This is a genomic window from Luteimonas granuli, assembly GCF_007795095.1.
In the GTDB taxonomy this organism is placed as follows: domain Bacteria; phylum Pseudomonadota; class Gammaproteobacteria; order Xanthomonadales; family Xanthomonadaceae; genus Luteimonas; species Luteimonas granuli.
In genome coordinates this window covers 1576036-1594330 of the sequence record NZ_CP042218.1, presented here as the reverse complement: position 1 = coordinate 1594330, position 18295 = coordinate 1576036, and the positions used below count along the sequence as shown (strand labels likewise).

The following is an 18295-nucleotide window of genomic DNA, read 5'->3' as shown; positions in this document are numbered from 1 at the left end:
AAAGGATTCCTATGAACTTCTGGAAAGCAACAACCCTCATTCTCATCCTTGCTTGGGCTGCCGGCTGTGCGAGCGTTCCTGCGCCATCGACGTTGCCCTGGATCGAGCCTGGTCAAGCGGTGCTTCAAGCGGCTGCGGCCCCAAGGACTGGCTTAACCGGTGTGTTCGCCATGACCGTAAAAGCAACGGGCCGCACAAACAGGGTCCACCTCAACTCCGAAGCGGATTATCGAGATCCGCGGAACCTTTCCATTGCGGTAATGCCAAGTGCCGCTGAGGAGCTGGAGGCCCTTCTCCACGCTCCCCCTGAGGTAGCGCTTAAAGGCAAGCGTATTCTCGTCTCAGGGACTGCACGTCGCACGAGGATCGACTTCGTTGTAGGCGGCAAGCCCAGCGGAAAGTACTACTACCAGACGCATGTGCGGGTCACCGACGCATTACAGATCCAAGTGCTCTAGCTGAGGACTAGGAGTTCGCTCGAGCCGAATTTGCTTCGTTCCATCAACACATGGCAGAAGACGCCGGCTTGACTCAAGCGTTGGGCCGCCAGGAGGGACCGCAGTGAACTTGAACCAGGTGACACTTCCCGTCGTGGATACCGACGCAGCCATCGCGTTCTACCAAGGCATGGGATTCACGCTCATCGTTCATTCGCCTCACTACGCGAGGTTTGAGTGCCCTGAGGGCGAAGCAACCTTTTCGGTCCATCTGTCGGACGCTCCTTCGGCGTCGAATGGCGCTGTGGTGTACTTCGAGTGCACCGATCTGGATGCGCGGGTGGTGGAGCTGCAGAAGCGCGGCTTTGTCTTCTCCAGGCTCCCGACGGATGAGCGCGGGCTTTGGCGCGAGGCCAGGCTCCAGGACCCCTCTGGCAACACTCTCTGCCTCTTCTGGGCCGGGCAGAACCGCAAGAATCCGCCTTGGCGGGTCCCGGCCGCGGCCTGACAATGCGTTCCGGCCGAAGCCGCTTCGTTACGCGGCCCGCATGGCAGAAAGAGCTTGCCATGTGTTCCGCACCACTGAGCGGGCCGCCCTGATTCAGATGTTAGCTGTCAGGTGAAGTCATGCGAGCTGTTGCGATGGTAGTGCTGACAATGATGATGGCTCTAAATGGCGGCTGCGCATCCATCCCGCTTGCCACTGTCCTGAACCTGTCGTCGATGTCACCTCGTGCCCTGGCACAGATTGACCCCACACAAGTCCGGGTCAAGATATCCGTGCCGGCAGACTTCGAGATCGACGTTCCCGAAAGCCATCTGGGTTTGTCTCTCACAACCCCGTCCGGAGTTCGCTCGGCCGCGATGAAGCTGTCGCTTCTTGGCGTGACCAAGGAGTCACGCCCTGGCGGAGTGTTCAAGGCAGACATCCCTGTGTCCACGTACTTGCTGGCGCTGAGCTCTGACGGCGCTCGTCAGCTCCAACTGCTGCAGCGCCACGTACTCGTACAGGACCCGACAGGCTTTGAGTTCAGCGTCAGCGCGCCATTCTCAAAAGTGCCAGCAAACCCCACTGAGGTCACTCTGTGGGCAGACTTGAAGTTGTCGCCTACGGAGCCCTTTATGCGGTTGATGAACGGTGCAAAGATCAAGTTTGAGCATTCGGCGACTAGCGACTGACAATTCATTCCAGCCGATGCCGCTTCGCTCCGAAAACCACATGGCGGGTACAGCCTGTCATGTGCTTCGCCCCACTACGAGTCTCGGCTTGACTGTCATCCCGCTATGGACGTCATCCACAGTTCAAACTCACTAGTCCGCTGGTCAGGGTTCCTCATGGCCGCAGGCGCTCTGCTTTTTTCTGTCGCCATCCTCTGTCTGGCAGTGGTTATCTGGCACGTCGCGCAGCTCGGCGGCGACGGCCCCACGTACGTCGCCATATCGCCCTGGCCCGCTGCTGTCGTGATTCTGGCATCGCTGGCCGCCGTAGGGTCCGCTACTTTTATCTGGCGGAGGAGCGGCTCCGCAACATTGGCTCGCCGGTTGTCACTTGCTGCAATAATTGCCACGGCGGCCGCATGGGTGGCATTTGGCGCCGCGCTTCTGGTTCTCGCACAAGGCTCGGGCGCGGCCTAGCGCCAGTAATCCCGCTTCGTCGGGCTATCGGGCGCTTCGTCGCAAACCCATTGCCAGGCATTATCCAGCGCGTCAATCTAACCAACGGAGCCGTGTCACATGGCGGCAAGGAGTTTGGGAATGACCTTCGTGGGTGTGGTTGCCTGGTGCATCCTCTTTGTTCTGTGCTGGCCACTCGCTTTGTTGGCGCTCGTACTCTGGCCGCTTGCCTGGCTGCTTTCCCTGCCGTTCCGCCTGGTGGGCATCACCTGCGGCGCGATGTTTGCGCTCCTGCAGGCGATTCTCTTCCTGCCGGCTCGTCTACTGGGCTGGCGCTCCGCGAGAGGGCATGGGCGCCAGGCGGCAGCGGCCTGACAATGCGTTCAGGCCGGCGCCCGTAGAGGTGATCGGGCTCACATCGATGGATCGATGCCGGTCGAGAGAGCCCGGCCGTCAGATCCAAGAGGAGTCGGCACTATGGCCAAGTACCTGATTTCCTTTCCCGGCGCCGCAATGGTTGTGCCTGACGATGAATGGGAGGCGGTGGTCCGCGACTCTCATGTCGTGATCGAGGAGGCGAAGGCCGCAGGTGTCTACGTCTTCGGCGGGGGAATCGACGAGGGCGTGCCTCCCGTGCTGGTTTCGGCGACGGGTGCGATTGCCCAGGGCGGCTACCCCTGGGCGCCCCCGCTCAACGGAGGCTTCACCGTGCTGGAGCTGACCTCGCGAGGCGAGGCTGTCGCATGGGCCGCACGTATCGCCAAGGCCTGTCGTTGTGACCAGGAGCTGCGAGTCTTCGGGTACGACCCGCAGTCCTGAGAGAAGCGCACGCACGCATGGTGCATAGCGGGCGCCAGACGTGTCATTCTCCGGCTTCTGCCGCTACGCGGCGGGATCGATCCGGACCTCAGCGGTCCTGGGAGCACTCATGCAGTCTGGAAGCTGTCACTGCGGCGCCGTCAGATTCACCGCCGAAGGCCAACCCGACAGGGCGATCGAGTGCAATTGTTCGCACTGCAGCAGCAAGGGCCTGCTGCTCTGGTTCGTACCGGAGTCGGCCCTCGTGGTCGTGGCTGGCCAGGAGAAGCTCACCACGTACACGTTCAACAAGCACGTCATCAGGCACCAGTTCTGCTCGGACTGCGGCAGCCAGCCCTTCAGCATCGGGCGGCGCCCGGACGGAGTGGAAACGGCCGCGGTGAACGTGCGCTGCCTGGACGACATCGAGCTGGAGCGCATCCCGCGGGTGCCGGTCAACGGTCGTGAGTTCTAGAAAGGACAGCTGACAATCCATCCATCCCGGGAGCGGCGCCACATGAACGACGTCAGCACGTTGAGGCTGTACCTGCTTCGAGCCATGTACCTGCTTGTCGCGATGGGCCTGGCAGTCACGATCTGGCCGCACATCATCGCCCCGGCAAGCCTGGTGGCGGGGCCCAACTCGGTGATCCGCGCTCTCCTGGGAGCGCTGGCCGTGATGTGTCTGCTGGGGCTGCGATATCCACTGCGAATGCTTCCCCTGCTCCTCTTCGAGTTGCTGTGGAAGCTCATCTGGGTCGTGGCATCCGCCATACCCATGTGGTTGTGTCAACGCCGACTGAAATCTGACCCACTTTGGCCCGTTATCGCCGATTGAAATCTGACCCACCTCGGGCGCTCAAGTGGTGCTTTGCGGCCGGATGGTTCCGGCCTTTCTCTTGTCCTTCAGCCTGTAGCTGTCGCCGGTGATCTGCACGATGTGGGCGTGGTGCAGCAGCCGGTCCAGCAGGGCCGCGGTCAGCGTGGCGTCGTCGGCCAAAGCGCCGGCCCACTGCGGGAACGGCAGGTTGCTGGTCAGGATCATGCTGCCGCGCTCATAGCGCTTGGCGACGACGTTGAAGAACAGGCTGGCTTCCTCGCGGCCGAACGGCAGGTAGCCGAGCTCGTCGACGATCAGCAACCGTGGCCCCAGCACGGCGCGGTTGAAGTACTCGCGCAGCCGCCCTTGGCCGTTGGCCGATGCCAGCTGCAGCATCAGGTCGGCGGCTGACAGGAACCGGGTCTTGATGCCGGCGTGGACGGCGCGCATGGCCAGCGCGATCGCCAAGTGCGTTTTGCCCACGCCAGACGGGCCCAGCAGCACCACGTTTTCGGCCCGCTCGATGAAGGCCAGACTGGCCAACTCCATGACCTGGGGCTTGGAGACGCCGGCTGCGAAGCCGAAGTCGAACGCCTCCAGCGTCTTGACCGAGGGCAGAGTGGCCAGCTTCTGCAGGGTCTGGCGGGTGCGCTCGGTGCGGGCCGCCATCTCGGCCTGCAGCGCCTGCTCCAGGAAGTCCCCATAACTGGCCTCGTTGGCGACCGCATGTTGGGCCAGGGCTGGCCACTGGGCGGCGATCGCCGGCAAGCGCAGTTGCTCGCACAGCGCCTGCACCGTGTCGTGCTGCAGGTTCATGCCATCGCCTCCATCAGCTCGCCGTAGACCGACAGCGGGTGCTGGATCGACGGGAACGGGAGCACCCGGGCGGTCGGCGGTGGGGGCAGCACCCTCGACATCACAGCCTCTGGCAGCGGCTGCAAGTGTTGGTGCTCGTGCACCAGCAGGTCGCAGGGACGGGCCTGGGTGGTGCCGTGGGTCCGACGGTTGGCTACGTCATCCAGCCAGCGGCGCACCTCCCGGTTGGCTGTGTGCACGTCCAGCACCAGTCCGCCGCTGCGCAGAGTGGCCGTTAGCGGGACCACGAAGCTGCCCTTCAGGTAGCCGTTGAAGCGCTCCACCTTGCCCTTGGTGCGGGCACGGTAGGGCCGGCACGCGCGAGGGGTGAAGGCGCATTGCTCGGCCAGATCCAGCATCTGCGGGTTCCAGCGATGCTGGCCAGGGCCGTACACGTCGCGATCCAGCAGCACCGGCTTGGCGTTGTCGAACAGGACGTGCTGTGGCACGCCGCCAAAGTAGTCGAACGCGCCGACCAGCCCGGCCTCCCACGCCGGGAAACTCTCTTCTTCGCCAAAGCGCACGTAGGTCGTGCGGCTGTAGCCGAGCGTGGCCACGAAGGCCACCAGTCGGTCACGACCGCGCCGCACGGTGGTGAAGTCCGCCTGCATCTGCTCGCCCGGCGCCGTCTCAAAGCGCACCACCGGGTCGGCTGCTGCACGACGCAGCGGCGCCATGAACGCCTTGAGCTGGCTGATGCCGCCGGTGTAGCCCTGCTCGGCCAACTCGCGCATCAGCACCGTCGCCGGGATCACATCCGGCTGGGCCGCGGCCAATCGTGCCCGGACGTAGTCCTCATACGGCGCCAACTTGGTCGGCCGCTTGGGCCGTGGCGTGTACTGCGCCTGGGCGCCTCGCAGGTACCGCCGAACCGTGTTCCGAGACACCCCTAGATCGCGTGCGATCTCCCGGATCCCCTTGCCCTGACGGGCCATCACTCTGACTTCCACTGCTTCCTCCTGGGCTAACATCCAGGCGGCCTCCAAAAGACCGCCATCCTCGCCCGGGTGGGTCAGATTTACATCGGCGCGGGTGGGTCAGTTTTACGTCGGCGGTGACAGTTGGGCCCCGGGCTGGACGAGTACGCGTCCGAAACACTGTTCGCGACTCTCATGGGCGTGGTGCTGGTACCCATCGTGATTCCGTGGAACCATGTCTTCCGGCATTACTTCAAGGCACCGGGGGACCGGTGGCGCCGGCGAGAGTCGACCTGACCCCGGGCGCTGGCGGCCATGAATCCATCCAGAGTCGTGAGAGAAGAGGTCAAGCGCTTCACCGACCTGCCGAATGTCGGGCCCGCCGCGGCCAGGGACTTCGAAGTGCTGGGCTACAGTGAACCGGGCCAGCTGGTCGGCGCGGATCCACTGGATCTCTATCAGTCGCTCTGCATCGCGACAGGGACGCGGCAGGACCCGTGTGTCCTGGATGTCTTCATGTCCGTCACGTCCTTCCTGGCCGGTGGACCACCCGAACCCTGGTGGCACTTCACGGAAAAGCGGAAGCAGCGCTATGGACGGTTGTAGGTAGGGATCCCTTCCTCGCGGCCCTGCCCCCGTACGAGCCTCCGTCAGGCGCATGGCCTGTTCCCGCCGGATCCGGCGTTCCTCCAGGGGCCCTGTCCCGCAAGGAGGAACCAGCCATGTCGAATAGTCGAATGATGCAGATCGTTCTGCCCCTCCTGCTCGTTCCGGCAATCGCGTCAGCCGCACCGAAACAACCCGATGCAGGGTCGGATGACTGCTACAACCGCGCGACGCAGACCTGCAACCGGGAGCATCCCGGCAAGGATCTGGGAGATGCCGGTTACAGGCAATGCATCAACGACACTCTCGACTGGTGTGACGCGAACGAGCCGGCCAGCCACGCCGGAGGCCTGCTTCCCGCGCTTGATCTGCACGGACGCTTTGTCGATGCACGCGGGTCCTCCGTTGAATCTCTCCCCGTCAAGGGTGGGAAACGGTATGAGCTCCGTTGCATCGAAGTCGACGTGGCGTCAGACAATCCACTCAAGGCGAGCCGCGCCAATCCGGCGACAGGAGAAAAGCGATGACCCAGTACCTGATCGAGCGGGAAATGGCCGGTGCCGGAAACATGTCCCGGGAAGCGCTTCGGGACGCGTCCAGGCGTTCGAACGAAGTGCTTGCGGAGATGGGTCCGGGGATCACCTGGGTCCAGAGCTACGTGGCAGGTGACAAGATCTACTGCATCTACGACGCATCGAATGAGCAGCTGATCCGGGAGCACGCCGAGAAGGCCGGATTCCCGGCCGACAGGATCACCCCCATCACCGCGGTCATCGATCCCGGTACGGCCGAGGGCTAGCGCGCGAGGGCGCGCATCGGGCCCGGGTGCGCATGTCGCGATCCGCGCACGTCATGGCGGGCGCCGCGGAGCGGTACCATTCTTCGGTCCGCCCCACCGCATGCATCCGGAGTCGCCTCATGCGCCAGTGGCTGCGCACCCATCCGTTCCTGCTCCTCGGGGTCGGCTCCCTGTTCCTTTTCCTGCTGCTCCTCGTGGTGGATCTTCCCTCCGGGTCGCTGCGGCTCAGGACGCTCGTGGCGTTGTGGAAAGTCGCGGGAATCGGGCCCCACGCCGTCTCGAATCTGCTTGCCCGCTACGCTCCCGGGCTCCCCGGCGCTGTGGACGCGGCTCTCGTCGTCATCCTGGGACTGTTGCCCTACCTTGGCGCGGACGCCGTACTGGCGAGGGCGCGGTCGCGGCGGCGCCGCCCGAACGACGCATGATCATCCGCCGGGGCTTCGAGCCGGGGCTTTGCGCAATGCGCTGAGGTGGCTTCCCGGCCTCAGCGTACCCCTGCAGCGCCGCTGAAGCGTTCGCCGAAGAAGTCCCCCTCGTTCCACGCCGGCCGTGCGTCGGCGTCGCCGATGAGGCCGGCGATGCGCGCCGACAGGCGCGCCAGGCGGGCGGCGTCGTCGTAGTGGATCGGCAGGTCGGCCTGGTCGCAGGGGCGGTGGTAGCAGTTGCGCATGAACCAGGTGGCGGAGACCTTCGGGTCGCGGTCCGGGTCGACCGGCTCGATGCCAGCGTCGAGGTAGACCGCGGGAACGCCCTGGCGCACGAACGAGAACTGGTCGCTGCGCACGAACACGGCTTCCTCGGGAAAGGGGTCAGGCGACACGCGCACGCCGATGTCGCTGGCGGCGGCGGCCACCACCGCCGCGAGCGAGGAATGTTCGGCACCGATCGCCACCACGTCGCGGCTGGGCGCGGTGAGCACCGGCATGTCGATGTTGATGTTCGCCACCAGGGCGCCACGGGGAATCGTGGGCCGGGTGGCGAACCACTGCGATCCGAGCAGGCCCTGCTCTTCGGCGGTGAGGGCGACGAACAGCTGCGAACGCCGCGGCGCCGCGTCGGCGGCGGCAAGGCCGCGCGCGGCCTCGGTCATGATCGCGACGCCGAGCGCGTTGTCGAGGGCGCCGTTGTGGATGGTGTCGCCGTCGACTCCGGCGCCGATGCCGATGTGGTCGAGGTGGGCGGTGTGGACGACGTACTCGTCGGCCAGCACCGGGTCGCTGCCGCGGAGCAGGCCGACCACGTTGCGCGAGTCCAGCGGCTCGACGCGGGTGCGGGCCGCCAGCGACAGGCGCACGGGCAGGTCGAAGCCGCCGGCCGTGCCGGCGCGGGCGGCGTCGGCGAGCTGCGCGGCGCTGCGGTCGCCGCCGGCGAAGAGCGCGTCGGCCGCGGCGGCGCTCACGCGTGCCACCACTTCCAGGCCGGCCCAGCCGTCGATCGCGCGGCCGTCGGCGTCGCGCAGGCGCATGGACGGCCGCTGCCAGTCGGCGGCGCTGCGGGCCCAGGGTGCGCGCACCTCGTCGGCGGCCGTGCCGGCGAAGACCGCGCCGACCGCGCCTCGCGCCGCGACGTTCTGCAGCTTCTCGCGGGTCGAGCCATGGAAGGCGCGGCGGGTGGCGTCGAAGCGCTCCGGCGCGCCGCCGAACATCACCGCGACCTTGCCGCGCAGGTCCAGGCCGGCGAAGTCGTCGTGGCCCAGGCCGGGCGCATGGATGGCCTGGCCGACGAACACCGCCGGGGCCTCCCCCACCGAGGCCTCGGGCAGGTCGAAGTTGGCCAGCGGCAGGAAGTCCCGCTGGAATTCCAGCGCGCGCACCCGGCCATCGAGGTGGATCTGCAGGCGCGCGTCCGCGTCCAGGGTGGCGCGCAGCAGCGGCACGCGCTGGAACCAGCCGCCATCCTCGCCGCCGGGGACCAGGCCGGCGTCGGCGAAACGCTGCGCGACGTGGTCGGCGGCGAGTTCGTGGCCGGGGGTGCCGGTCTCGCGACCCTGCATGCGGTCGTCGGCCAGGGCGCGGACGTCGTCCTCGATGCGGTGGGCGGCGGGGTCCTGCGAGCGCTCCAGGACGGCCGCGGTGGGCGCGCCGGCTTCGGGCGCGGGCTCGCGCTTGCAGGCCGGCATGGCCAGCAGCAGGGCGAGGACGAACGCGGCCGGCGTCAGGCGGCGTGCGGCGGCAAGGAGCATGGCGGGGCCTGTCGGTGCGATGCGCCAGCCTAGCGCGTGCCGGCGGTCTCGCGCAGGAAGGCGTCGCCGATGGCGCGCGCGGCGGCGTAGGGTTCGGGATCGTTGCGGTTGCTCAGCATGAGCACGGTCAGCCGCTGCGCGGGCCAGCGCAGGATGACGTTGCGGAAGCCGATGGTCTCGCCGGAGTGCCACATCAGGCCTTCGCCGTCCAGGCGCCAGCCGTAGCCGTAGGCAGCGACGTCGGCCTCGCCGGTCGGCGTGGTCGTCTGCGGCGAGAACGCCAGCGCACGCGAGGCGTCGGACAGCAGGCGCTCGTCGTAGAGCGCGGCGTCCCACTTCGCCAGGTCGTCGATGGAGGAATAGATGCCGCCGTCGCCGAGCACGGCGCTGGTGGTGGACTGGTCGGTGCGGGCCCAGCCGTCGCCGCGGGCGCTGTGGCCGAAGGCGCGGTTCGCGGGGGCGTTGACGCCGTCCACGAAGGCCACGGTGTGGTCCATGCCCAGCGGCTCGAAGATGCGCTCGCGCAGGAATTCCGGGTAGGCCCGGCCGGAGGCCTGCTCCACGACCAGGGCCAGCAGGGCGTAGGCGCTGTTGCTGTAGCGGTAGGCGGAGCCGGGAGGGAAGTACGGCTCGCCCGTGTCCGCGGCGGCCGTGGCGGCACGGGATGCCGGGGGCTTCGCGGCCGCATCGGCCGCATAGGCGACGGATTCCCCGTTCCCGTCGCGGACGGTGGCGTCGCCAAGCGCGCAGGGCTGGCCGCTCGCGAGCAGGCAGAGCACATCCGCGTCGCGCACCTGGCCCTGGAACTCCGCGGCCATGAGGTCCTCGTAGTCGTGCAGGCCCGAGGTGTGGCTGAGCAGGTGGTGCAGGGTCACGCCGTCGGCGCTGGCCGGCAGCGCGGGCAGCCAGCGGCGCACGGGATCGTCCAGGCGCAGGCGGCCGTCCTCGGCCAGCAGCAGCACGGCGGCGGCGGTGAACTGCTTGCTCACCGAGGCCAGGCGGAAGTTGGTGGCGGGCGTGACCGGAACCCCGGCGCCGACGTCGGCCAGGCCCACGGTGCGGCGCACCACCGGCTCGCCGTCGCGCAGCACCAGCAGGGCGGCGCCCGGAACGTCGCCGGTATAGGGCTGCAGGCGGGCGTCGATGTCGGCCATGGCGTCGCTTCCGAGGGCGCCGCCCCAGGGCAGGGCCGTCAGCAGCAGGATGAGGGTGGCGGTGGCGCGCATGGGCCGGAGTCTAGCGCGGCCGGGCGCTGCGCGGCGCCGTGCCGCGGTCCTTCCGCCCCGCGGTGTCGGCACCCTGCGCTCAGCGGTCGCGGCGCGGGAACTCGAGGATCGTGCCGCGCTCCTCCTCCGGCCGGTGCCAGAGCACCGGTACGTCGTCGGGCGCGCCGGATTCGAACTGTTCGCGCTCGGCCTGCGCGCGGGCGGCGGCGATGGCCGCCTGCTCCTCCTCCAGTTCCCAGCTGTAGCGCTTGCGCGGTGCCACCGGATCCAGTCGACGGAACACCCAGGCCGCGACGATCCCGCCCACGGCGCCGCCCAGGTGCGACTGCCAGGACACGCCGGGCTCGCGGGGCAGCACGGTGAGCAGCATGCCGCCGTAGAACATGAAGCCGATCATGGAGGCGGCGATGGCGGCGCGGTCGCGGCGCAGCACGGCCAGGGTCATCACCAGGAACATCAGACCATGGGTCACGCCGCTGGCGCCGAGGTGGTACGAGCCGGGATCGCCGAGCAGCCAGGCGCCGAGGCCGGAGCCGAGCCACATGAGAGGAAGTCCGCGCAGGCTGGCGCGCGGATAGACCCAGCCGGCCAGGGTGCCGAGCAGGATCACGGCCACCGAGTTGGCGACCAGGTGCTCCAGCGAGCCATGCAGCAGCGGCGCGGTGAGCAGGCCGAGCAGTCCGGCGGCGCTGCCGGGCGCCACCGAGAACAGGCGCGCGTCGAAGCCGGCCTGCGCGGCATGGACCACCGCCAGCACCGCGACGAAGGCCAGCGAGGCGCCCACGGCGCGACGGAAGTGCCGCCAGTCCGCGGCGCGCTGGGCGACGGAGTCCGGCGGATGATCGTGGTCGGGCAGATGCATGCCCCCAAGGATGGCGGCGGAAGACCGCGACGCAAGGGCCGGTGACCGGACGCGCGGCCAGGGGCAGCGCGCGCGCACTCCCATTCGCGGACGCGGCCCCGCGATGCCAGCCGGTAGAATCGTCGCCATGAACGACGCCCTGCCCGTGGTCCGCCTGCGCAATGCCTGGCGGTCGAGCCATCCGTGGATCTTCCAGAAGCTGGTCGAGAAGCCCAATCCGCGGCCGAAGCCCGGCAGCATCGTCGACGTGGTCGGCGTTGACGGAGAATGGATCGGCCGCGGCTTCTACAACGGCCATTCGCGGATCGCCGTGCGGATCCTGGAGACGGACCCCGGCGTCGCGGTCGATGCCGGCTGGTTCGCGCGCAGGATCGCCGAGGCGGTGTCCCTGCGCCGCGAGGTGCTGCGCCTGGACGCGGTGTCCGACGCCTGGCGCGTTGTGCACAGCGAGGGCGACGGCCTCAGCGGCCTCGTGGTCGACCGCTACGCCGACCTGCTGGTACTGGAGTACTTCAGCGCCGGCATGTTCCGCCACCGGGAATGGATCATGGAGGCGCTGCGCGCGCAGTTCCCCGGCTGCCGCTTCCATGCCTTCGCCGACGAGCACGTGCAGAAGCAGGAGAGCTTCGATTTCCACGGCACGCCGGGCACCGAGCCGGCGGTCATCACCGAGCACGGCATCCGCTTCCGCGCCGATCCGGCGGGCGCGCACAAGACCGGCTTCTTCGCCGACCAGCGCGAGAACCGCGAATGGCTGAGCCGGTACGTGGACGGCAGGCGCGTCCTCGACCTGTGCTGCAACACCGGCGGCTTCGCGGTGTATTCGGCGGTGCGCGGCGCGGCCGAGGTGGTGGGCGTGGACATCGACGGCGACGTGATCGAGATCGCCAAGGGCAATGCGCGCCTGAACAACGTGCGCCCGCGCTTCGTGCAGGCCGACATCTTCCCGTGGCTGCGCGACGCGTCGAACGCCGGCGAACTCTACGACGTGGTGATCCTGGACCCGGCCAAGATGACCCGCGACCGCGAGCAGGTGATCCCGGCGCTGAAGAAATACCTGGACATGAACAAGCTGGCGCTGTCGGTGGTCAAGCCGGGCGGGCTGTTCGCGACCTTCTCGTGCACCGGGCTGGTGAGCGAGGACCAGTTCCTGGACATGCTGCGGCGCGCGGCGTTCTTCTCCAACCGCACCGTGCAGGTGCTGAAGGTGTCGGGCGCGGGGCCGGACCATCCCTTCATGGCCAACGCGCAGGAGTCGCGCTACCTCAAGGCGGTGTTCTGCCGCGTCGTGTAGGCGACGGTCGCAAGGCCCGACCCGGGAGCGGCAGTCGCGCCCCTCCGTTCGAGTCCGGGCTGCCCGCCACGGACGCAGGGGGGGATGCCCAGCCGGATTCTCCGCGTCCTGCTGCCAGATCCGGCCGCCGGCCATCCATGGCCGGCTCTGGACATCCCCCCTGCATCCGCGGCGGGCACGACCTTTGGTCACGGCCGGGAAGAAGGTCAACGCCGAAACGGTCGCGTCGTCATGACCAGGAGCGGCCCGAGCCGCGACCGCTCTTGATCTTCCCTCCCGAAGCCGGAGAACGCCGGAGCCCGTCCCGCGCACAGGGGGTGTGCGGACAGCCGGCCATGGATGGCCGGCGGCCGGCAGTGGGAGCAGGACGCGGAGACTGCCGGGGAAGCACACCCCCTGTGCGCGGGACGGGCAACGCGGACCCCAACGAAGCGACTTCAAGGCGCGACCGTGCGCCAGGAGTGCGACAACGCGCCAACGACACGCCATCACCTCGGAGTCTGGAAACCGCCGGGATTCAGGAGTGCCGGCCCAGGTATTCGGCCAGCGCGACGGCGTTGTTGTGCTCCTCGTCCTTCGCCGCGTAGAGCAGGGTGGCGTTGCTTCCGCGCCCCAGGGCCTTGCGCAGCTCGGCCACGCCCCCGGGGTTGGCGTCGAGCTCGGCGAAGTAGCGCCGCTTGAACTCCGGCCACTTGTCGGGGTCATGGCCGAACCAGTCGCGCAGTCCGTCGCTGGGCGCGATGGACTTCACCCAGGGGATGCCGTCCAGCTCGGCCTTGGACTTGCCGCGCGGCCAGAGGCGGTCGACCAGCACCCGATGGCCCTCGCCGGTGGCGGGTTCGGAGTAGACGCGTCGGGCGTGGATCTTCATGTCGTGGGAGTGCGGTCGCGGCGGGTGCGACCGGCCACGGATACACTGCGCGCATGAATGTAGAGACCTTGTTGATGCTGGTGCTGGGCGCCGTAGCGGTGGCCATCGCATTGCTGGTGGCACTGCTGCTGCGACGACCGGAGCGTGCCCTGGCGGAGATGCGGCGGGACCTGGAGGAGGTGCTGCGCACCGAGCAGCGTGACGGCCGCGGCGAGCTGCGGCTGCAGCTCGACAGCCTGGGGATGGCCCAGGGGCAGCGGATCGACGGCTTCGCCGCGCGCCTGACCGAGTTCAGCGCCCGCACCGACCAGCGCCTGGACGTGCTGCGCGAAGCCCTGGGCGAGGATGCGCGCAAGGCGCGCACCGAGGGCGCCGAGGTCCAGCAGCGTTTCGCGGAATCCCTGGGCCAGCGGCTGGCCGAGCTCACCCAGCGCAACGAGCAGCGCATCGCCGAGATGCGCATCACGCTGGAATCGCAGCTCAAGGCCCTGCAGGCCGACAACGCGCAGAAGCTCGAGCAGATGCGCGAAACCGTCGACGAGAAGCTGCAGACAACGCTCGAGGCGCGCCTGGGCGCTTCGTTCAAGCTGGTCTCCGAGCGCCTGGAGCAGGTGCAGCGCGGGCTGGGCGAGATGCAGGAGCTGGCCACCGGCGTCGGCGACCTCAAGCGGGTGCTCGGCAACGTCAAGACGCGCGGCATCTTCGGCGAAGTGCAGCTCGCGATCCTGCTCGACCAGGTGCTGACCATCGAGCAGTACGAGACCAACTGCATCACCGTGCCGGGCAGCAACGACCGCGTCGAGTTCGCGATCCGCCTGCCGGGCGCGGAGGCGGGACGGTCGATCCGTCTGCCCATCGACGCCAAGTTCCCGCGCGACGACTACGAGCGCCTGCTCGATGCCCAGGAGCGCGCGGAGACCGAAGCCATCACCAGCGCCGGCAATGCGCTCGAGCGCCAGGTGAAGACCGATGCCAAGCGCATCCGCGACAAGTACCTGGCACCGCCGCACACCACCGACTTCGCGCTGATGTTCCTGCCCACCGAGGGCCTGTACGCGGAAGTGCTGCGCCGGCCGGGCCTGTTCGAGGCGCTGCAGCGCGACTTCCGCGTGACCGTGGTCGGGCCGACCACGCTGCTGGCCCTGCTCAACAGCCTGCAGATGGGCTTCCGCACGCTGGCGATCGAGAAGCGCTCGAGCGAGGTGTGGCATCTGCTCGGCGCGGTGAAGTCCGAGTTCGGCAAGTTCGCCACCGTGCTGGAGAAGGCGCACGGGCAGCTGGACACGGTGCAGAACAGCATCAAGCAGGCCGGCGTGCGCACGCGCGCGATCGAGCGCCAGCTGCGCGGCGTGGAGACGCTGCCGGGCGAGGAGGCGCGGAAACTCCTGGGCGACGTGGTGGCGGACGCGGTCGGAGACGATCCCGCCGGATGACCGCCCCGCGCAGCGGAGCGGCTGCAGGAGCAGCTGTAGGAGCGGCTATAGCCGCGATGGATGTCGCGGCGCCCCCGATCGCGGCTGTAGCCGCTCCTGCAGGAGCGATGGATGTCGCGGCGGCCCCGGTCGCGGCTGTAGCCGCTCCTGCAGGGGGATGGCAGGTCAGGGCGGAGTGGAGCCCGGCACGATCGGCATCACGTCCACCGGCACCGTCGGATTGCCCTCGTCCTCGAGCAGGTAGTCGGGCAGGTCCTCCTGGTCCTCGCGCAGACGGTCGCCGCGGATCTGGTAGTCGCGGCGCTGCAGCCAGGCGTCGCGCACCAGGGCGTACTCGTCGGCGGCGCCTTCGCGCAGGCGGTCGACGGCGAACAGCTGGGTGCGCAGGTCGACCAGCTGCAGGCCCTGCAGGCCGATGCGCACGGCGTCGTCGTCGATCTGGCGCAGCGGCGCGACCTGGCCGTCGCCGACCAGGCCGAAGACGTCGCGCACGGTGCGCGGGCCGAACAGCGGCAGCTCGACGTAGCGCGAACGCTCCCAACCCCACACGCCCAGGGTCTGGCCGAAGTCCTCGCTGCGGTTGGGGATGTTCATGCGCGAGGCCGGGTCGAACAGGCCGCCGATGCCGAGGGTGGCGTTGACCAGGAAGCGGCCCAGCGAGTGGCCGGCCTGGCCGGGCTTGCCCTGCAGCAGCGCATTGAGCGCGCTCACCGGCTGGCCCAGGTTGGAGAAGAAGTTGCCCACGCCCAGGCGCACCGGGCGCGGCACGACCTTCACGTAGGCGCGTGCCAGCGGCTCGGCGACGGCGCGGTCGACGGCCATGTTGAAGGCGTGGACCCTGCGGTTCCAGTGCTCCCACGGGTCATGGCCCGGCGGCGGCGGCGCGGCCGGGTCGGGCAGCGTGGAATCGGCGACCGGGTCGTAGACCTCGCCGCCGTAGATGGCGGCGTAGTCGAGTTCGGCCTGGGTGGGGTCGATGGCGACGGTTTCGCCGGTGGCGATGACGGTGTCGTCGGTGCCCTGGCCGTCGTCGCCCGGCAACGGCTCTCCGCCGTCCGAGGCCGCCGCGGTCCCGTCCTGTGCGACCGGTGCGCGCGCGGAAGCGGCGCCGGTGCCGGCGGCATCCGCCGTCGCCCCGTCCGCGCTGCCGTCGACCACTCGAGCCTGCGCATCCGGAGCCGGAGCCGGCGCGATCGGCGCGGTGCCACCGCTCGCGCACGCCGAGAGCAGGGCCAGCGCGAGGGCGGCGGCGAGGATGCGCCGGTGCGGCAGGGTCGGGAGGTCCATGGGAATCGCTGTCCGTCCTGGATCAGTGGGAGAAGCCCAGCGCGCCGTCGAGGCGATAGGCGGCGCTCAGTTCGGCGAGGCCGGGCGGCGCGCCGGTGATTTCCGCACCGGGGCCGGCGGTCGCGGCGAGCGCCGAGAGCAGCGCCAGCCCGGCGCTGTCGATGCCGGTCACGGCGGTGATGTCGATCCGGCGCACGCCCGCGGCCTGCGGTCGCGCGGCGCGCCACAGCGTGGGCACCGCGTCGCGGACGAGGGCGCCGTCGAAGCGCAGCGCCTCGCCGTCGCGGCGGACGCCGGCCTCAGTTTCCGGCGCCGGCATCGGCCTGCATCCGGCCGGCGCTCAGGTCGGCGGCGACCTCGCGGATCGACTTGCGCGTCAGCGGGGTGTCGAACTGCTGGCGGAAGGTCTGCACGAAGGAGACGCCCTCGACCATCACGTCGAACACCCGCCAGCCGTTGCCGGCGCGGCGCATCAGGTAGTCGACCGGGATCGGCTCGCCGCCCTGGCGCAGCATTTCGCTGGAGACCTTGACGCCGAGGCCGCGCGGCAGCGGGGTCTCGGACTTCACGCGCACGCGCAGGCGGGTGTTGAAGTCGAGCAGCGAGCTGCCGTAGCGGCGCATCAGGCTGTCGGCCAGGGCGTCGGCGAAGACCTTGATGTCCGCGTCGCTGGCGCCGCGACCGTGGCGGCCGAGCACCTGCCGGGCCGAGTACTCGCGGTCGAACATCTGGTCGAACTCGCTGGCGATGAAGTCCTGCAGCTTGCCGCGGTCGGCGGTGAACTCGGCGCGGCGCGATTCGAGCGTCGACAGGATGCGCTGGCTGTTGTCGAGCACCAGCTTGCTGGGCGACTCGCCCTGCATGGTGGAGGCGGCCGGCGGCGCGGCCTGGGCCTGCGCCTGCGCCTGCGCGAACGGCGCCGCCGCGAGCACGGCCGAGGCCAGCACGAAGGGAATCAGGGGGCGGATGGTCATGGGGTGGGCTCCGTGGGGGGCGGGGTGTCGTTCGCATCCGGCGCGGCGGCGCGGGCACCCGCGCCATCTTCGCCGCCACCGCTGAACATGTACTTGCCGACCATCTGCATCAGGTCGACGGCGGGCTGGGTGTAGACCAGTTCCTCGCCCGGCTGGAACACCTCCATGTCGCCGCCGGGAAGCAGGCCGACGTAGCTCTCGCCGAGCAGGCCGCCGGTGAGGATCTGCGCCGAGGTGTCGATCGGGATCTCGTTGAAGCGCGAGTCGATGGCCAGGGTCACGATGGTGTCGAACTTCACCGGGTCGAGATCGATGCCGGCGACGTGGCCGATGGTCACGCCTCCGACCTTCACCGGCGCGTTGGGGCGCAGCTGGCCGAGGTTGGTGAAGCGCGCGGTCAGTTCGTAGGTATCGCCCGCGAAGCCGAACCTGCCGTTGGTCGAGGCCACCGCCAGCACCAGCATGGAGGCCAGCGCCAGCAGCAGGAAGGCGCCGACGGCGAATTCGAGTCGTGGGCCACGGGACGTGATCATCGGGAGACCTCGGGGGAAAAGTGCGTCGCCATCAGCGGAACAGCGCCGCGGAGAGGACGAAGTTGAACATCAGGACCAGCAGCGAGGCGTTGACGACGGCGCGGGTGGTCGCGACCGAGGTGCCCTCGATGGTGGGTTCGGCGTGGAAGCCGACGTAGGCGGCGACCAGGGCCGAGGTGCCGCCGAAGACCGCCGACTTGAGGAAGGCGACCAGGAAGTCGTCCTTGAAGTCGACGGCGTCGCGCATGGTCTGCCAGAAGGTGCCGTTCTCCACGCCCAGCACGTGCACGGCCATCAGCCAGCTCGCGCTCAGCGCCAGGCTGACGAAGAACGCCGTGAGCAGCGGCACGCACAGCACCGCCGCCCAGAAGCGCGGCGCGACGGCCTTGGCGACCGGGTCGATGGCCATCAGGCCCAGGGCCTGGATCTGGTCGGTGGCGCGCATCAGCGCCAGTTCCGCCGCGATCGACGAGCCGGCGCGGCCGATGAACAGCAGTGCGGTCAGCACCGGCGCCAGCTCGCGGTAGAGGCCGAGGCCGATCAGCACGCTGACCTGGTTGGCGGCGCCGTAGGTCTCGAGCGCGCGGAAGCCGAGCAGGGTCAGCGACAGGCCGACGAAGGCGCCGCCGACGGCGATGATCGGCAGGCTGCGCGCGCCGATCTTGTAGATCTCGCGCAGCAGTTCGGCGAAGAAGTCCGCGGTCGGCTTCGACGCGGCGAAGACCGAGAGCGAGAACAGGCCGGCCCGGCCGAGGGAGCGGGTGCTGGAGACGAAAGGCATCAGCGG

At 69.1% G+C, this 18295-nt stretch carries 24 protein-coding genes; 13 read left to right on the top strand and 11 right to left on the bottom strand.

What is annotated here, in order from left to right:
• The first annotated feature begins 11 nt into the window (after positions 1–11).
• The 7 genes from FPZ22_RS07305 (at position 12) to FPZ22_RS07275 (ending at position 3687) form a co-directional block, all read left to right on the top strand.
• Positions 12–458: a hypothetical protein gene (locus tag FPZ22_RS07305; RefSeq protein ID WP_144891729.1), complete on the top strand. Its 447-nt coding sequence runs from the start codon at positions 12–14 to the stop codon at positions 456–458.
• Positions 459–561: 103 nt separating this feature from the next.
• On the top strand, positions 562–945 hold the full coding sequence (locus FPZ22_RS07300; protein WP_144891727.1) for a VOC family protein: 384 nt from the start codon (positions 562–564) through the stop codon (positions 943–945).
• Positions 946–1064: 119 nt separating this feature from the next.
• A complete protein-coding gene (locus FPZ22_RS07295) occupies positions 1065–1616 on the top strand; it encodes a hypothetical protein (protein WP_144891725.1) in 552 nt (183 codons plus the stop codon).
• Between the two features lie 576 nt (positions 1617–2192).
• The gene (locus tag FPZ22_RS07290; RefSeq protein ID WP_144891723.1) at positions 2193–2426 is read left to right on the top strand and encodes a hypothetical protein; all 234 of its coding nucleotides are present in this window, start codon (positions 2193–2195) and stop codon (positions 2424–2426) included.
• Positions 2427–2528: 102 nt separating this feature from the next.
• The gene (locus FPZ22_RS07285) at positions 2529–2870 is read left to right on the top strand and encodes a YciI family protein (RefSeq protein ID WP_144891721.1); all 342 of its coding nucleotides are present in this window, start codon (positions 2529–2531) and stop codon (positions 2868–2870) included.
• Positions 2871–2979: 109 nt separating this feature from the next.
• Complete coding sequence (locus FPZ22_RS07280; RefSeq protein WP_144891720.1) at positions 2980–3324, top strand: GFA family protein; 345 nt, start codon at positions 2980–2982, stop codon at positions 3322–3324.
• A 42-nt stretch (positions 3325–3366) separates the two neighbouring features.
• A complete protein-coding gene (locus FPZ22_RS07275) occupies positions 3367–3687 on the top strand; it encodes a hypothetical protein (RefSeq protein ID WP_144891718.1) in 321 nt (106 codons plus the stop codon).
• A gap of 21 nt (positions 3688–3708) precedes the next feature.
• Here FPZ22_RS07275 and istB read toward each other — a convergent pair whose 3' ends face one another.
• The gene (istB, locus tag FPZ22_RS07270; RefSeq protein ID WP_144891716.1) at positions 3709–4485 is read right to left on the bottom strand and encodes an IS21-like element helper ATPase IstB; all 777 of its coding nucleotides are present in this window, start codon (positions 4483–4485) and stop codon (positions 3709–3711) included.
• On the bottom strand, positions 4482–5495 hold the full coding sequence (istA, locus tag FPZ22_RS07265; RefSeq protein WP_144891714.1) for an IS21 family transposase: 1014 nt from the start codon (positions 5493–5495) through the stop codon (positions 4482–4484). The genes istB and istA overlap by 4 nt, the downstream gene beginning before the upstream one ends.
• Before the next feature lie 261 nt (positions 5496–5756).
• On the opposite strand from istA, the gene FPZ22_RS07260 reads away from it, so the two are divergent.
• The 4 genes from FPZ22_RS07260 to FPZ22_RS07245 all read left to right on the top strand — a co-directional run bounded on the left by FPZ22_RS07260 (position 5757) and on the right by FPZ22_RS07245 (position 7271).
• Complete coding sequence (locus tag FPZ22_RS07260; RefSeq protein WP_144891712.1) at positions 5757–6047, top strand: helix-hairpin-helix domain-containing protein; 291 nt, start codon at positions 5757–5759, stop codon at positions 6045–6047.
• Positions 6048–6178: 131 nt separating this feature from the next.
• Positions 6179–6574, top strand: a complete 396-nt coding sequence (locus FPZ22_RS07255) for a hypothetical protein (protein WP_144891710.1) — start codon at positions 6179–6181, stop codon at positions 6572–6574.
• Positions 6571–6846: a DUF4242 domain-containing protein gene (locus FPZ22_RS07250; RefSeq protein WP_144891708.1), complete on the top strand. Its 276-nt coding sequence runs from the start codon at positions 6571–6573 to the stop codon at positions 6844–6846. Before FPZ22_RS07255 ends, FPZ22_RS07250 begins: the two co-directional genes overlap by 4 nt.
• Positions 6847–6965: 119 nt before the next feature.
• The gene (locus FPZ22_RS07245) at positions 6966–7271 is read left to right on the top strand and encodes a hypothetical protein (protein WP_144891706.1); all 306 of its coding nucleotides are present in this window, start codon (positions 6966–6968) and stop codon (positions 7269–7271) included.
• Positions 7272–7330: 59 nt separating this feature from the next.
• Here FPZ22_RS07245 and FPZ22_RS07240 read toward each other — a convergent pair whose 3' ends face one another.
• From FPZ22_RS07240 to FPZ22_RS07230, 3 genes are all read right to left on the bottom strand, one after another.
• Positions 7331–9028: a M28 family metallopeptidase gene (locus FPZ22_RS07240; RefSeq protein ID WP_144891704.1), complete on the bottom strand. Its 1698-nt coding sequence runs from the start codon at positions 9026–9028 to the stop codon at positions 7331–7333.
• Between the two features lie 29 nt (positions 9029–9057).
• Entirely contained in the window at positions 9058–10254 is a 1197-nt protein-coding gene (locus FPZ22_RS07235) for a serine hydrolase domain-containing protein (RefSeq protein WP_144891702.1), read from the bottom strand.
• Between the two features lie 79 nt (positions 10255–10333).
• Positions 10334–11116: a rhomboid family intramembrane serine protease gene (locus FPZ22_RS07230; protein WP_144891700.1), complete on the bottom strand. Its 783-nt coding sequence runs from the start codon at positions 11114–11116 to the stop codon at positions 10334–10336.
• A 127-nt stretch (positions 11117–11243) separates the two neighbouring features.
• Here FPZ22_RS07230 and FPZ22_RS07225 point away from each other — a divergent pair, with 127 nt between their 5' ends.
• Positions 11244–12410, top strand: coding sequence for a class I SAM-dependent rRNA methyltransferase (locus FPZ22_RS07225; protein ID WP_144891698.1), 1167 nt, complete (start codon positions 11244–11246; stop codon positions 12408–12410).
• A 517-nt stretch (positions 12411–12927) separates the two neighbouring features.
• Here FPZ22_RS07225 and FPZ22_RS07220 read toward each other — a convergent pair.
• A complete protein-coding gene (locus tag FPZ22_RS07220; protein WP_144891696.1) occupies positions 12928–13281 on the bottom strand; it encodes a DUF488 domain-containing protein in 354 nt (117 codons plus the stop codon).
• Positions 13282–13334: 53 nt separating this feature from the next.
• On the opposite strand from FPZ22_RS07220, the gene FPZ22_RS07215 reads away from it, so the two are divergent.
• On the top strand, positions 13335–14714 hold the full coding sequence (locus tag FPZ22_RS07215) for a DNA recombination protein RmuC (RefSeq protein ID WP_144891695.1): 1380 nt from the start codon (positions 13335–13337) through the stop codon (positions 14712–14714).
• Positions 14715–14879: 165 nt separating this feature from the next.
• Here FPZ22_RS07215 and FPZ22_RS07210 read toward each other — a convergent pair whose 3' ends face one another.
• Genes FPZ22_RS07210 through FPZ22_RS07190 form a run of 5 tightly spaced genes read right to left on the bottom strand, consistent with a single transcriptional unit; the run spans position 14880 to position 18289 of the window.
• Positions 14880–16001: an MlaA family lipoprotein gene (locus FPZ22_RS07210; protein ID WP_144891693.1), complete on the bottom strand. Its 1122-nt coding sequence runs from the start codon at positions 15999–16001 to the stop codon at positions 14880–14882.
• Between the two features lie 22 nt (positions 16002–16023).
• Complete coding sequence (locus tag FPZ22_RS07205) at positions 16024–16320, bottom strand: STAS domain-containing protein (protein WP_144891691.1); 297 nt, start codon at positions 16318–16320, stop codon at positions 16024–16026.
• Positions 16301–16957 (bottom strand): MlaC/ttg2D family ABC transporter substrate-binding protein, encoded by a 657-nt coding sequence (locus FPZ22_RS07200; protein WP_425463039.1) that lies wholly within the window; start codon positions 16955–16957, stop codon positions 16301–16303. Before FPZ22_RS07200 ends, FPZ22_RS07205 begins: the two co-directional genes overlap by 20 nt.
• 14 nt (positions 16958–16971) lie before the next feature.
• Positions 16972–17508, bottom strand: a complete 537-nt coding sequence (gene mlaD / locus FPZ22_RS07195; protein WP_425462993.1) for an outer membrane lipid asymmetry maintenance protein MlaD — start codon at positions 17506–17508, stop codon at positions 16972–16974.
• A gap of 31 nt (positions 17509–17539) precedes the next feature.
• The gene (locus FPZ22_RS07190; protein ID WP_144891688.1) at positions 17540–18289 is read right to left on the bottom strand and encodes an MlaE family lipid ABC transporter permease subunit; all 750 of its coding nucleotides are present in this window, start codon (positions 18287–18289) and stop codon (positions 17540–17542) included.
• Positions 18290–18295 lie beyond the last annotated feature (6 nt).

Bases quoted from the DNA above. Each gene is read 5' to 3' on its own strand.
- FPZ22_RS07305 (WP_144891729.1), top strand. From the start codon at position 12: ATGAACTTCTGGAAAGCAACAACCCTCATTCTCATCCTTGCTTGGGCT.
- FPZ22_RS07295 (WP_144891725.1), top strand. From the start codon at position 1,065: ATGCGAGCTGTTGCGATGGTAGTGCTGACAATGATGATGGCTCTAAAT.
- FPZ22_RS07290 (WP_144891723.1), top strand. From the start codon at position 2,193: ATGACCTTCGTGGGTGTGGTTGCCTGGTGCATCCTCTTTGTTCTGTGC.
- FPZ22_RS07285 (WP_144891721.1), top strand. From the start codon at position 2,529: ATGGCCAAGTACCTGATTTCCTTTCCCGGCGCCGCAATGGTTGTGCCT.
- FPZ22_RS07280 (WP_144891720.1), top strand. From the start codon at position 2,980: ATGCAGTCTGGAAGCTGTCACTGCGGCGCCGTCAGATTCACCGCCGAA.
- FPZ22_RS07275 (WP_144891718.1), top strand. From the start codon at position 3,367: ATGAACGACGTCAGCACGTTGAGGCTGTACCTGCTTCGAGCCATGTAC.
- istB (WP_144891716.1), bottom strand. From the start codon at position 4,485: ATGAACCTGCAGCACGACACGGTGCAGGCGCTGTGCGAGCAACTGCGC.
- istA (WP_144891714.1), bottom strand. From the start codon at position 5,495: ATGTTAGCCCAGGAGGAAGCAGTGGAAGTCAGAGTGATGGCCCGTCAG.
- FPZ22_RS07260 (WP_144891712.1), top strand. From the start codon at position 5,757: ATGAATCCATCCAGAGTCGTGAGAGAAGAGGTCAAGCGCTTCACCGAC.
- FPZ22_RS07255 (WP_144891710.1), top strand. From the start codon at position 6,179: ATGATGCAGATCGTTCTGCCCCTCCTGCTCGTTCCGGCAATCGCGTCA.
- FPZ22_RS07250 (WP_144891708.1), top strand. From the start codon at position 6,571: ATGACCCAGTACCTGATCGAGCGGGAAATGGCCGGTGCCGGAAACATG.
- FPZ22_RS07245 (WP_144891706.1), top strand. From the start codon at position 6,966: ATGCGCCAGTGGCTGCGCACCCATCCGTTCCTGCTCCTCGGGGTCGGC.
- FPZ22_RS07240 (WP_144891704.1), bottom strand. From the start codon at position 9,028: ATGCTCCTTGCCGCCGCACGCCGCCTGACGCCGGCCGCGTTCGTCCTC.
- FPZ22_RS07235 (WP_144891702.1), bottom strand. From the start codon at position 10,254: ATGCGCGCCACCGCCACCCTCATCCTGCTGCTGACGGCCCTGCCCTGG.
- FPZ22_RS07230 (WP_144891700.1), bottom strand. From the start codon at position 11,116: ATGCATCTGCCCGACCACGATCATCCGCCGGACTCCGTCGCCCAGCGC.
- FPZ22_RS07225 (WP_144891698.1), top strand. From the start codon at position 11,244: ATGAACGACGCCCTGCCCGTGGTCCGCCTGCGCAATGCCTGGCGGTCG.
- FPZ22_RS07220 (WP_144891696.1), bottom strand. From the start codon at position 13,281: ATGAAGATCCACGCCCGACGCGTCTACTCCGAACCCGCCACCGGCGAG.
- FPZ22_RS07215 (WP_144891695.1), top strand. From the start codon at position 13,335: ATGAATGTAGAGACCTTGTTGATGCTGGTGCTGGGCGCCGTAGCGGTG.
- FPZ22_RS07210 (WP_144891693.1), bottom strand. From the start codon at position 16,001: ATGGACCTCCCGACCCTGCCGCACCGGCGCATCCTCGCCGCCGCCCTC.
- FPZ22_RS07205 (WP_144891691.1), bottom strand. From the start codon at position 16,320: ATGCCGGCGCCGGAAACTGAGGCCGGCGTCCGCCGCGACGGCGAGGCG.
- mlaD (WP_425462993.1), bottom strand. From the start codon at position 17,508: ATGATCACGTCCCGTGGCCCACGACTCGAATTCGCCGTCGGCGCCTTC.
- FPZ22_RS07190 (WP_144891688.1), bottom strand. From the start codon at position 18,289: ATGCCTTTCGTCTCCAGCACCCGCTCCCTCGGCCGGGCCGGCCTGTTC.